This is a genomic window from Candidatus Bathyarchaeia archaeon (assembly GCA_038882715.1).
GTDB lineage: Archaea > Thermoproteota > Bathyarchaeia > Bathyarchaeales > DTEX01 > DTEX01.
This window is the reverse complement of sequence record JAVZNR010000004.1, coordinates 41,500-53,457: the sequence shown is the minus strand read 5'-3', so window position 1 is coordinate 53,457 and position 11,958 is coordinate 41,500. Positions and strand designations below refer to the sequence as shown.

The 11,958-nt window shown below is 44.7% G+C and carries 11 protein-coding genes; 8 read left to right on the top strand and 3 right to left on the bottom strand.

Annotation, left to right across the window (positions count from 1 at the left end; genetic code table 11):
* Positions 1 to 58 precede the first annotated feature (58 nt).
* Complete coding sequence (locus QXR61_03580) at positions 59 to 934, bottom strand: histone deacetylase (GenBank protein MEM3757028.1); 876 nt, start codon at positions 932 to 934, stop codon at positions 59 to 61.
* A gap of 216 nt (positions 935 to 1,150) precedes the next feature.
* Here QXR61_03580 and QXR61_03575 point away from each other — a divergent pair, with 216 nt between their 5' ends.
* The 4 genes from QXR61_03575 to QXR61_03560 all read left to right on the top strand — a co-directional run bounded on the left by QXR61_03575 (position 1,151) and on the right by QXR61_03560 (position 4,489).
* Positions 1,151 to 2,182, top strand: coding sequence for a radical SAM protein (locus tag QXR61_03575; protein MEM3757027.1), 1,032 nt, complete (start codon positions 1,151 to 1,153; stop codon positions 2,180 to 2,182).
* Positions 2,183 to 2,247: 65 nt separating this feature from the next.
* Positions 2,248 to 2,814: a DUF2148 domain-containing protein gene (locus QXR61_03570; protein MEM3757026.1), complete on the top strand. Its 567-nt coding sequence runs from the start codon at positions 2,248 to 2,250 to the stop codon at positions 2,812 to 2,814.
* Complete coding sequence (locus QXR61_03565; GenBank protein MEM3757025.1) at positions 2,795 to 3,112, top strand: hypothetical protein; 318 nt, start codon at positions 2,795 to 2,797, stop codon at positions 3,110 to 3,112. Before QXR61_03570 ends, QXR61_03565 begins: the two co-directional genes overlap by 20 nt.
* A gap of 39 nt (positions 3,113 to 3,151) precedes the next feature.
* Positions 3,152 to 4,489: a DUF6298 domain-containing protein gene (locus QXR61_03560; GenBank protein ID MEM3757024.1), complete on the top strand. Its 1,338-nt coding sequence runs from the start codon at positions 3,152 to 3,154 to the stop codon at positions 4,487 to 4,489.
* 44 nt (positions 4,490 to 4,533) lie between these two features.
* Here the strand turns inward: QXR61_03560 and hdrA2 are convergent, their stop codons facing one another.
* Together hdrA2 and QXR61_03550 are read right to left on the bottom strand one after the other, a co-directional pair.
* A complete protein-coding gene (hdrA2, locus tag QXR61_03555; GenBank protein ID MEM3757023.1) occupies positions 4,534 to 6,969 on the bottom strand; it encodes a CoB-CoM heterodisulfide reductase HdrA2 in 2,436 nt (811 codons plus the stop codon).
* Entirely contained in the window at positions 6,966 to 7,856 is an 891-nt protein-coding gene (locus tag QXR61_03550) for a 4Fe-4S binding protein (protein ID MEM3757022.1), read from the bottom strand. The genes hdrA2 and QXR61_03550 overlap by 4 nt, the downstream gene beginning before the upstream one ends.
* A gap of 155 nt (positions 7,857 to 8,011) precedes the next feature.
* Between QXR61_03550 and thiC the strand changes: the two genes are divergently transcribed.
* The 4 genes from thiC to QXR61_03530 all read left to right on the top strand — a co-directional run bounded on the left by thiC (position 8,012) and on the right by QXR61_03530 (position 11,954).
* Positions 8,012 to 9,307, top strand: a complete 1,296-nt coding sequence (gene thiC, locus QXR61_03545; protein ID MEM3757021.1) for a phosphomethylpyrimidine synthase ThiC — start codon at positions 8,012 to 8,014, stop codon at positions 9,305 to 9,307.
* Positions 9,308 to 9,350: 43 nt separating this feature from the next.
* A complete protein-coding gene (locus tag QXR61_03540; protein MEM3757020.1) occupies positions 9,351 to 10,721 on the top strand; it encodes a bifunctional hydroxymethylpyrimidine kinase/phosphomethylpyrimidine kinase in 1,371 nt (456 codons plus the stop codon).
* A gap of 79 nt (positions 10,722 to 10,800) precedes the next feature.
* Positions 10,801 to 11,475 carry a hypothetical protein gene (locus QXR61_03535; GenBank protein ID MEM3757019.1) on the top strand — a complete coding sequence of 225 codons (675 nt, stop codon included), beginning with the start codon at positions 10,801 to 10,803 and terminating at the stop codon, positions 11,473 to 11,475.
* Complete coding sequence (locus QXR61_03530) at positions 11,472 to 11,954, top strand: hypothetical protein (GenBank protein MEM3757018.1); 483 nt, start codon at positions 11,472 to 11,474, stop codon at positions 11,952 to 11,954. Before QXR61_03535 ends, QXR61_03530 begins: the two co-directional genes overlap by 4 nt.
* The last annotated feature ends 4 nt before the right edge of the window (positions 11,955 to 11,958 follow it).

Here is an 11,958-nt window from a genome sequence, read left to right as displayed (position 1 = left end):
TTTCCTCCAGACAATAGCAATTTAAATTGCGAGACAAAAATATAAACGGGGGAGAAAATCATCCTTCTTCGAGACCTCTGAGGAAGTTGAGTACGCATTGTGGGAATTCTCTCCCATAGCCGCCTTCAAGAACCGCGAAAACTCTTCTATTTAATTTCGCAATCATGCGCCCTATCATAATGTATGATTGAGTGCTTAATCCTAGACCGCAAATAGGGTCGTGCTTATGCGTATCGAACCCCGCTGAGACGGCTATCAGATCCGGATCAAATTTTTTGATTTCGCCTAAAGCGACGCTTAAGACGTTAATATATTCTTCATCGTTAATAGCGTGGAGAAACGGGTAGTTGAGGCAGTTCTCTATGGATCTTTCTCCGGTTCCAGGATAAACCCCACCATACCTATGGAGGGAGACAAATAATACATGCGGATCCCTGAAAAATATCTCTTGAGTCCCGTTGCCATGATGGCAATCTATATCCAGTATCGCAATCTTATTAACCCTTTCCATCTTTAAGGCTTTTCTGCATGTAACCGCAATATTATTAAAATAGCAAAATCCTAAAGTTGGAGCCCCAAGAGCTCTGCCATTAACACCAGCATGGTGGCCCGGAGGCCTCATCAAAGAGAATGCTTTTCCCCCTTCTAAGGAAATCTCCATGCTTTTTATAGCTGCTCCGACGGCGAGCCTCGCATAATCATATATTCCCGGAAGATTCGGGGTGTCCGGATCGTAGAAGCGTCCGCTTTTAATTCTTTCGACATGCTCCCTACTATGAACCATTAAGAGATCGTCCTCGCGACATGGCTCAGCTTCAATAAATTTAAATCCTTCTTTCTTGAGCAGGACATACGTGTTAAAAATTCTGTCCGGGGACTCTGGGTGACCAGGCTCAAAATACTCCAAACACTTTTCTGAAAAAACTATATGCAAACCACATGCCTCCACATTTTTGGTTTTTCACTATTTGCAGAGCAAACAGAGAATTTAAATGCTTCCCCAATATCAAGATGACTTCATCCGGGCATAATAGGGTTAAAACAAAAATGCGTAAGAGCACCTATAAGAATCTGCCCTGAATCCTCAGCGAATCGATCGTATATGCGCACTAGGATTCTTCTGGACAAAAAAGGGTATAAAAGGAGAGACATGATTAAACTAAAATATTATGGCGGGATGGCTGCGTTGAAAGGGGTGGAGAGGGTTAGGGTCTCGGTGGGCTCAGCAATAGTTTTAGGCTTAGTGAAGGGCGTTGTTAGCGCTGAGCCTACAACGGTATACCTGCTTACGTATAGGGAGGGGCGCTGCTCAGCTAACTGCGCCTTCTGTCCGCAAGCCAAAGACAGCACGTCAAGAGCGGACATGTTGTCGAGGGTTATATGGCCGGATTTTAAGGTTGATGATGTTATAAACGGTATTAAAAAATCTGTGGAAAATGAGAAGATAAAGAGAGTTTGCATCCAGGCGCTTAATTATTATGGCGTTCAGCGCGACCTAGAGCAGTTAGTCTCTAAAATAAGGTCTTCCTGTAAAGTTCCGATATCCATTTCATGCCAGCCGCTTACAGTTGAAGATATGATCAGGTTGTCTAGGGTTGGCGTCGAAAGAATTAGTATATCGTTGGACGCTGTAACGGAAGAAATTTTTTCCAGAGTTAAGGGCGAGTTAGCTGGTGGCCCATACAGATGGAACCATCATCTCAGCGCACTTAAAGATGCCATTAAGGTTTTTGGAAGAGGAAGAGTTACAACGCATCTCATAGCTGGTTTAGGCGAGAGCGAAGAAGAGTTTATCTCCATGATACAAAGGTGTGTAGATCAGGGGATTTTTCCAGCCCTCTTCGCATTCACGCCTGTACAAGGTACGAGGATGGCTAACTATCCGAGGCCGCCCATAACCTACTACCGCAGGGTTCAGATAGCGCATTACCTTATAACGCGTGGAATAAAACGTTACGAGGACATGGTTTTCAAAGATGGACGGCTGATCAGCTTCGGAGTGCCCTACGAAGATTTAAAGAAGATAATTTTAACCGGTGAGCCATTTAAGACCAGCGGATGCCCGGGCTGCAACAGACCCTATTATAATGAGGACCCAAGGGGCCCAATATATAATTATCCGAAAGACCCCGACGTAAAAGACATCATAGCCATACAGAGAGAGATCGCCTTAACACTTTAATCTCTTAGAAATAAAAATAAAATTTATTTTTAATGTCTTTTAGACTAGGGTTTGGTGTTGCCGGAATGAGCCCGATAATTAAGAGCAAAGAAGGAGAAAAAGAGGCAATAATCGATGTTGCAAGACTTATGCAGGTTGCTGCGAGAACGGCGCCTAAAACTAGAGGGGTCGATGATGTTCTAACATTAATTGTTTATGGTGCTGAGAAAAATGCTATAGCTGAAAAAATGAGAGAAATGGCGAAGGAAAGAAGCGCCAGCCTATTTGAACGCGATGCAATAAGCGTAGAGAATTCTGAAGCCGTCGTTCTGATAGGTGTCAGAGGGGATAGAAGCCCTGGATTAAATTGCGGCGCATGCGGCAGTAAAGACTGCAGGGAGTTTGAGGAGAAGCAGAAGAAAGTGGGGCAGGATTTCATGGGCCCGACATGCGTATTTAAGGCATTGGATTTAGGGATAGCTCTCGGTTCGGCGGCTAAAATTGCCAGTATCCTAAATATTGATAACAGAATAATGTATCATATAGGCGCAGCGGCCATGAAGCTGAAACTAATTCCTGAAGCAACAATCATTATAGGGATACCGCTCTCATCTAGAGGAAAGAACATATACTTTGACAGAAGATGGCCCTAAACTCTCCATTTTCCTCCCTTTTTATCTGCTCTCACGATTTTTTACCATCGGGAGCTGGCTGAAAAATAGAGCCATTAGGCAGAAAGCCCAATTTCAGGAAGAGCTCCTGCTTGCTGGTTGGCGCGTTTCGCTGAAAGATGCTGCCTCGCCTTTGTTTTGGATAGAAGAAATGTCCAAATCTTTGGCGAATGACCTTTTCGCCAACAACCCTTTGCCCTTAATGGATATAAAATATGTCCCTTTCGTTTATGCAAGCGAGCCGCTTAAATTGCATAAAATCTTTAAGTTGAAAGGCTAAACACATAAGATTAAAGGACATTTCGATCGGAAGGTTAAGATGAAATACACCATTTATCCTCACCCAAGAAACCCGCGGTATTTCACGGATGACGGCGAACGCGCCATTTATTTTGCAGGCTCACACACATGGTGTAATCTGCAGGATATGGGTGTAAGTGATCCACCGCTAGAATTTGACTTCTCCGCGTACCTGGACTTTCTTAAAAAGTATGGACACAACTTTATTCGACTGTGGCGCTGGGAGATGCCGAAATGGCGATACACTTTAGATAAACCATTTTCGTTCTGCCAGCCCCATCCTTGGAAACGTGTAGGTTCTGGACTTGCTTTGGACAAGAAACCCAAGTTCGACCTGAATAAATTTGACGAATCATATTTTGAGCGCCTCCGCAGGAGGGTGGAGCTGGCTGCTGAGAGAGGGATCTACGTATCAATTATGCTGTTTGAGGGGCATTGCGCCCAATTTGCCGCTCAAGGCTGGGAATTTCATCCATTCCACCCAGAGAATAATGTAAATGGTGTAGATGGTGGACGATTAGATTATTATACTCTTAAAAATGAAGAAGTGCTTGCACTGCAGAAAGCCTACGTCCGCAAAGTCATAGACACGGTCAATGAGTTTGACAATGCACTCTACGAGGTTTGCAATGAAGCAGGTAAATACTCAACTGAGTGGCAATACTATCTTATCTATTTCATCAAATCTTATGAAGCAGAGAAGCTGAAGCAGCATCCGGTTGGGATGACCTTCCAGTATGGCGGTAACAAACATAGCGGTAGTAATGCCGACCTCCTTAATAGTCCAGCGGATTGGGTCTCTCCGAATCCAGAGGGAGGTTATCGAGATAATCCTCCGGTGAACGACGGATCAAAAGTTATCCTTAATGACACGGATCATCTGTGGGGTGAGGGAGGTAATCCTCAGTGGGTTTGGAGGAGCTTTACACGCGGACATAATGTCCTCTTCATGGATAGGATAATTGCCTTGTCTCATCAAACAATAACATGGGCGGGGTTATCACCGGCAGAAGATATACCGTACGCTGAAGAGATACGCAGAGCTATGGGAAACACTGTTAAACTTGCATCTCGCTTTAATCTAGCAGATATGCTTCCGCTACCAGAGTTAGCGTCAACAGGGTATTGTTTAGCAGATCCTGGCAAAGCATACATTATTTACTCTCCATTTAACGTTGAAATTAAAGTGGATCTGCGGGAAGCGTGCGGAAGGTTGAGAGTAGAGTGGATGCATCCGATCCTAGGTAGCTCAATTCTAGATGGCACTTTAGAAGGGGGCGGATGGCGAACTCTCAGACCAGCTTTTGAGAACGATTCTGTTCTCCTGCTCTATAAAGATTGCCCTAAAATTAAATAGAATAAAATAATTGAAGATGGGCGGATACAAAAGCATCAACGAATCTATCTTTTCCTGCCCAGCATGCGCTCTAGATGTGGACGCAGTTTCTCGTTTTCTTGAATTATCCTATCGCGGCCAATCTCTTTAAGCTTGGTCGCCATCTCTCGAACTATCTGTGCAAATTTTACGCCCTCTGCTGCAGACACGTATTCAACCCTGAACCTATCGGGCGTTAAGCCAAGTTTTTCTAAAGCTTTAGCCAAAGCATCCATTCTAACCCTCATCTTTAAATTTCCATCAATGTAATGGCAGTCATAGGGGTGGCAGGCGCCTATGAGAACCATTCCAGCGCCTTTTCTAAAGGCATATAGTATGAAGTCTCTGTCAACGCGCCCAGAACACATGACTCTAACGATTCTGATATTTGGATGATACTCGAAGCGGCTTGTTCCAGCGAGGTCTGCACCAGCATAAGCGCACCAGTTGCAACAAATTCCAAGAATCTTGTCTTCGGGATTATTTTCTAGGGCAGCATCTATCTGCGCAAGTATCTGTGCATCCGTAAAGTGCATCTGAGTTATTGCGTCAGCTGGACACTCGGCGACGCATGTTCCACATCCATGGCACATGGCCGGTGTGACTTCAGCTGGCCGTCCTAGCTCAGCTTTTATGGCGCCATAGGGGCACTTCATTGCACATATGCCACACTTAACCTTAGTGTTCCTACATTTCTCAGGGTCTATAACGGCTATTATCGGGTCTATTGTAACCGAAGGCTTAGATAATATTGTTGCAGCTCTAGCCGCCGCACCGCATCCCTGAGCAACGCTATATGGGATGTCTTTCGGTCCTTGGCATGCTCCAGCCAGAAATATCCCATCAACAGCGGTGTCTAGCGGCTTGAGTTTTGGATGGCTTTCCAGAAAGAAGCCGTCTGCCCCCCTTGATACATTTAAGAGCCGGGCGAGTTCATCTGACCCCCCGCTTGGTATCGCTGCGGTTGCGAGAACAACCATTTCAGCTTCCAGCTCTATCGGCTCCCCGAGTAACGTATCCTCCGCGTGTATTATGAGGTTCTTCGTCTTCGGGTCTTCCACTATCTTCGAAACTCTGCCCCTAATAAAGTTAACACCCATCTCTCTAGCCCTTTGATAGAATTCTTCGTATCCTTTAAAGTGGCTACGCATATCCATATAGAATACGTAAACCTCTACGTCGTCACCATAATGCTCCTTGAGCTGAATCGTGTGTTTAAGTGTGTACATGCAACAGAAGTTTGAACAGTAGGGATACTTATTGACGTCTCTTGAGCCAACACATTGAATAAATGCGACGACGCTAGGCCTTTTTCCATCAGACGCCCTCACAACGTGTCCGCCTGTAGGCCCAGCGGCGAGTATTAGTCTCTCAAACTCTAAGCTGGTTATAACATTAGCGTATTTACCATAACCATAAAGGTTACCTTCTTCCGGCAAATAAATATCGTATCCCGTCGCAACGATTATTGTGCCAACCTTAAGCTCTATTTCTTCAGGCTTCTGATCAAAGTTTATTGCTTGGCGTGGTCCACATGCATCAACACACTTATAGCATTCGATGCAGTAGTCTCGGTTTATCCTATAAATTAATGGGACAGCTTGCGGGAATGGTACGGATATGGCTTTTCTGACGCCTAAGTTCATATCCCAGTCATTAGGATACTCTATTGGGCATACCGCTGAGCATTCACCGCAGCCAGTGCATTTATCCTCTAGGACATAGCGTGGATTCTTTCTAATAATGACCCTAAAGTTGCCGATATAACCCTCAACCTTCACCAGGTCAGCAAAAGAAATTACCTCAATATTCGGGTGGCGAGCGACATCGACCATCTTTGGCCCTTCAATACAGATGGAGCAGTCAAGCGTTGGGAACGTCTTGTCCAGCTGGGCCATATGTCCGCCTATACTCTCCTTCTTCTCAAGGAGGTAAACCTTGAACCCCATTTCCGCTAAATCTAGGGCCGCGTTTATGCCAGCTATTCCTCCGCCTATCACTAAGGCTGTTGGAGTCACTGGAACTTTTATTGGCTCTAAGGGTTGAAGAAGCCTAGCCTTTGCAACAGCCATTTTAACTAATTCTTTAGCCTTCTCGGTGGCCTCTTTAGGATGGCTCGGATGAGCCCATGAGCAGTGCTCTCTAATATTCGCCATCTCTAGAAAGTAGGGGTTTAAGCCAGCTTCAGCGACGCATCTCCGGAATGTGAACTCGTGCATTCTTGGCGAGCACGCCGCGACAACGACTCGATTAAGATTATGCTCCTTTATAGCCTTCTTAATCTCCTCTTGACCCGGGTCTGAACACGTATATCTATTGTCTACGGCGAAGACAACGTTTGGTAATGTGCGCGCATACTCAACAACGCTTTTAACGTCCACTACGCCAGCTATGTTCAGGCCGCAATGGCAAATAAACACGCCAATCCTTATCTCTTCAGGTTTAGAGGGTTCGGCACTCATCTTTTAACACGCCCCCCTATCTGAAGCCTCCTGACAGAATCATAAATTTTAGATGCTGATTTACTGCGAAGCTCCTTAACCATATTTTCAGTTGAAGTTAACCTTTCTAGGGCTTTATTCCAAGCGCCGGATTTAACCGGAGCATGGTGGATCGCTACCCTCATAATTTCTATAGCACCTTCAATAGGACAAGCATTTCTGCATGCGCCGCAATAAACGCAGAACAAGTCGTTAACGGTAACTTTTCCGCCGCTAGAGAGCGAGAGAACAGATGGTATTGGGCAGACATTAACGCATTCTCGGCATCCTTCTGGGCATAGTTCGCTATTAATTTTTATGAAGCCTGTAACAATTTTTCTCACATGTATCGCATTATAAGGACACTTTACTTCACATATTCTACAGCCCGGGCAGCGCTCAACGTCAACATCAACTTTAGACACTTTGCCTTCGCCATCAAATTTAACTTTGATTAAATGCAGCGGGCATTCCCCCTCACATATGTGGCATCCCGGTGGACATTTTTCCTCATTAATTTCAACCTCATGGATTATCCTCGGAAAACTTTCGCTCTTCAGAACGGGGATCCATTCCTCGCTATTGACGTTTTGTTTAAATGCGCCGAATATGCATATCTCGCTACATATGCCGCAGAAGTTGCACTTATCCTCAAGAACGGTTACCGTTATCTTTTTAGGCGCTTTCTCGGTTTCCTCAAAATCCGATGGCTTAACAATTTTTATTGCTTCTTTAGGGCAGGCCACCTCACAAAGCTCGCAGCCAACGCACCTATTCCTGTCGAGAAGCAGCGAGTAACGCTTAGTATATAGGATTCTCTCTAGCGTAAGAGAGCTTTCATCCTCGCTCTTAACGATTTTTATGAGCAATGCCCATCAACCCGATAAGTTTTTACAATTATAGGTTGCTCATAAATAAGAATTTTATGCTAAAGTTAAGTTATATTAACCTCCTATGAAGCCTTAGCGATACGAAAATGTTTTAGAGACTGAAATGTTTGTATAATTCTTTAAGGAGGCTTTATATGTCGGGTCAGATGAAGGCTGCGAAGGAAGGGCGGGAAACTGAAGAGATGCGCATGGTCGCGATGGATGAAGGGGAGTCTCCAGAAAAAATACGTAGAAGAGTCGCCGAGGGAACAGTTATAATAACCCGCAACCTTCAACACGAAAATGTTCGCCCACTAGGGATAGGTAAGGGGCTCAGAATAAAGGTTAATGCTAATATTGGAACCAGTCCTGATATATGTGACCTAAATCTTGAGATAGAGAAAGCTAAAATCGCTATAAAGTATGGTGCCGATACAATAATGGATTTGAGTACTGGAGGAGACTTAGACGAGGCTCGGAGAGCTATAATCAAGGCCATTAATGTTCCAGTTGGAACAGTTCCAATCTATCAGGCCGCCATAGAAGCCGCTAAGAAGAAGGGGTCGATAGCGCACATGGATGAGGATGACATATTCAGCACGATAGAGAAGCACGCCAAGGATGGCGTAGACTTTATGACAGTCCACTGTGGGGTCACGAAGGAAATCGTGAAAAAGCTCGCGAAGCAGCCGCGCCTAATGGGTATAGTGAGCAGAGGTGGGACGTTTCTGGCCGCTTGGATGCTTCACAACGATGAGGAAAACCCGCTCTATAAGGGATACGATTACCTGCTTGAGATAGCCGCAAAATATGATTTCGCGTTAAGCCTAGGGGATGGGCTTAGACCCGGATGCATATTTGATTCCACAGACCACTATCAGATCCAAGAACTGCTCACAATAGGCGAGCTCGTTAAGAGGGCTAGAGAGGCCGGCGTTCAAACGATGGTTGAGGGCCCGGGCCACCTACCGCTAAACCATATTGAGACAAATGTTAAGCTTGCAAAATCAATCTGCGGGGATGCGCCCTTCTATGTCCTCGGCCCTGTCGTAACGGAAATAGCTCCAGGGTACGATCATATAGTGAGCGCGATTGGAGGGGCGTTAGCTGGGTTGGCTGGAGCGGACTTCCTTTGCTACGTTACCCCGGCTGAGCATCTCGGATTACCTTCAGTGGAGGATGTTAAGGAAGGGGTTATAGCCACCAAGATAGCGGCGCACGCCGCTGACATTGTTAGGCTTGGAGAGAAAGCCGCGTTGAAAGATCTTGAGATGGCCAAGGCTAGGGCGAACTTGAACTGGAAACTTCAAATGGAGAGCGCTATAGATCCGGAGAAGGCGATGAAGATCCGGAGAAGAGCTAAGCTTAGGAGCCCGGAAGCATGCTCAATGTGCTCTGAATACTGTGCGATAAAAGTATTAAAAGAAGCTTTGAAAGCCCAATGTTTATGAAGTGAGGCAGCGAAGTTATATAATGGTGTAGGGGCCTCATACCATGTTTGGAGAAGCGAAAAGCATTAAAAAGATCCCTGTAACGATAACTATCGCTGGCAGCGATTCAGGCGGCGGCGCCGGAATACAAGCGGATCTTAAAACTTTTGCGGCTCTGGGGGTTCATGGTGCGACAGCGATAACCTGCGTAACAGCCCAGAACACTTACTCCTTGACAGCTATTGAGTGTGTTAAACCGGAGATTGTTAAAGAGCAGATTAGGCAAGTGGCTGAGGACATGGGGATAGATTCTGGGAAAACTGGCATGCTATATACTGTGGAAATTATTGAGGCGGTCTCTGAGGAAGTGTCGAAGCATGGTTTTCCATTGGTCGTTGACCCGGTCATGGTCGCCAAATCCGGTGCACCGCTGCTGAGGCCAGAGGCGGAGAAAGCCTTGAAAAAATCTCTTCTGCCATTAGCAACCGTTGTAACACCTAATAAATTCGAGGCAGAAAGGCTTGTTGACAGGGAGATTAAGAACATTGATGATGCAAAAAAAGCGGCTGAAGAGATATGTTCTATGGGGCCTAGGGCTGTCGTTGTTAAAGGTGGGCATTTAGATACCGTAGAGGAAGCGATTGACGTGCTTTATTATAGGGGCGAACACATGATTTTTAGGACGCCGAGATTAAGTGTAAAGACAACTCATGGAACTGGCTGCAGCTTCTCAGCCGCTATAGCGGCCTTTATCGCTAGAGGCGAAGATATACCATCAGCAGTTAATCACGCGAAAGACTTTATTTATCACGCAATAAAGTTTGGTCTGGGAATTGGCAAGGGCGTTGGACCAGTTAACCCGCTAGCAGCTCTTTATCGTGAAGCTGCCAAGTATAGCGTCTTAAGGAGCATCAATAAAGCTAAAAAAATCCTTGAATCTTCGCCCCATGTCGCTAGTCTTGCGCCAGAGGTTGGAATAAACGTCGCGATGGCATTACCCTACGCTGAGAGCATTATGGACGTGGCAGCCATCCCCGGGAGATTAATGAGAGTCTTCGATAGCGTTAAGGCTTCATCATGCCCGGAGTTCGGCGCCTCAAGCCATCTAGCTCGATATCTTCTTGAAATAATAAGGTATGATCCAGGTAAGAGGGCCGCGATAAACATACGTTTTTCAGAAAACCTTTTAGACCTACTTAGAGAGGAGGGTCTTCAAATATCATTCTACGATAGAAGTGAGGAGCCGGAGGAAATTAAAAGGGTTAATGGGATGACTATACCTTGGGGCGTTAGGCAAGCGATTGCTAAAGCCGGCAGGGTTCCAGATGTAATATATCATAGGGGGGATCTGGGCAAAGAGCCCATGATAGTCATTTTCGGGGAAGATGCCGTAGCGTTAGCTGAGAAAATCGTTAAGCTCGCCAAGAAATTGTGAGCGTGATCTAATCATAGCAAGACTTTAATACTTTCCATAGAATTATAGGAATATTGGGTAGTTTGAGGCGCCGGTGAAATTGAGAAGCAAACTGCTTGGAATGCGTCTCCCTCTGGCAATATTTATTTTGGCGGTTTTAGCGTCTGTAATCTCAGGCTCCATAATAATAAACCTTACTTTAATGAGCAATTCAATAGATGAAGATTGGTTATGCCTGAGGACAGAGCTTTTTAAGATGAATTTTCCAAAGTCATGGTGTATGGAAAGAGGATACGTGGATAAGAACGGAACGGTTTACATGATTAATTTATTTAGTGATGATTTTAAAACTGTATTACACTTTGAGTTTTATAGCGAGGCGGCAACCAGAAGTTTCATGGAGAATCATAATCTCACACAAGTCTCTTCGATACCTGAAATTGACGCTAAGGAAGTATACGGTTGGGTGTCGCAGCAAAATATTAATGCAACATATGATGTGGTTAATATGGATCCTGATCTCTTCAATTTTATTGAGAATTGGGCAAATACACGTGGATATGAAGTGCACTATTTGCTCGTAAGCATAAGAAAAGCTTACCTCGTGAATAATGTTCCCCAGAACACCACTGGTTTATTCCTCTCGTCAATGGTTGACGGGAAACTTATTAAAATTATTCTTTATGGCGAGGAAATCTCATGGAGTGAAAATCAAGAAAAATTTAAGAAAATATTAGATTCAACAGAGTTTTTCATGGATAAGTGGTATGCATGAGCGTAAATGAATTAGATTATCGAGGAATAGCTATTAACTTGCTGATAGGTGGCGTAATAAATTTTGGCGCGCTGATCTTTCTCGACATGACTGTATATTCAATAATGGGCTGGATATATAGGTCATTTGGCATTTATGGGGTGCTGGCGTTTGAGGAAGCGCAAAACGCATATTACATTATTAGGCTGGGGACAGTTTTTCTATCTAGCGGGTTTTTAGGTGGATTATATGCGGGATATAAGATAAAAGAAAACTTAAGGGTGATTATGGCCTTTCCGGGTTTAATTGGATTATTATTAACACTTACGCTGCAATTCTTCCTAAGAACCCTATCGATACAGCATCTTTTCGGATTAGTTAAGAACGTTATTATACCTCTAATGGTGCTGATTTCAGGCTCGTATCTGGGAGGATATACTCTTAACTGGCGGGTAGAGGAGAAACCTAAAGAAGAAAGAATAAGTCTAATATCTGCTTAAAGCG

Coding starts and splice junctions, on each gene's coding strand:
- QXR61_03575 (MEM3757027.1), top strand. CDS start 1,151: ATGATTAAACTAAAATATTATGGCGGGATGGCTGCGTTGAAAGGGGTG.
- QXR61_03570 (MEM3757026.1), top strand. CDS start 2,248: ATGAGCCCGATAATTAAGAGCAAAGAAGGAGAAAAAGAGGCAATAATC.
- QXR61_03560 (MEM3757024.1), top strand. CDS start 3,152: ATGAAATACACCATTTATCCTCACCCAAGAAACCCGCGGTATTTCACG.
- hdrA2 (MEM3757023.1), bottom strand. CDS start 6,969: ATGAGTGCCGAACCCTCTAAACCTGAAGAGATAAGGATTGGCGTGTTT.
- thiC (MEM3757021.1), top strand. CDS start 8,012: ATGTCGGGTCAGATGAAGGCTGCGAAGGAAGGGCGGGAAACTGAAGAG.
- QXR61_03540 (MEM3757020.1), top strand. CDS start 9,351: ATGTTTGGAGAAGCGAAAAGCATTAAAAAGATCCCTGTAACGATAACT.
- QXR61_03530 (MEM3757018.1), top strand. CDS start 11,472: ATGAGCGTAAATGAATTAGATTATCGAGGAATAGCTATTAACTTGCTG.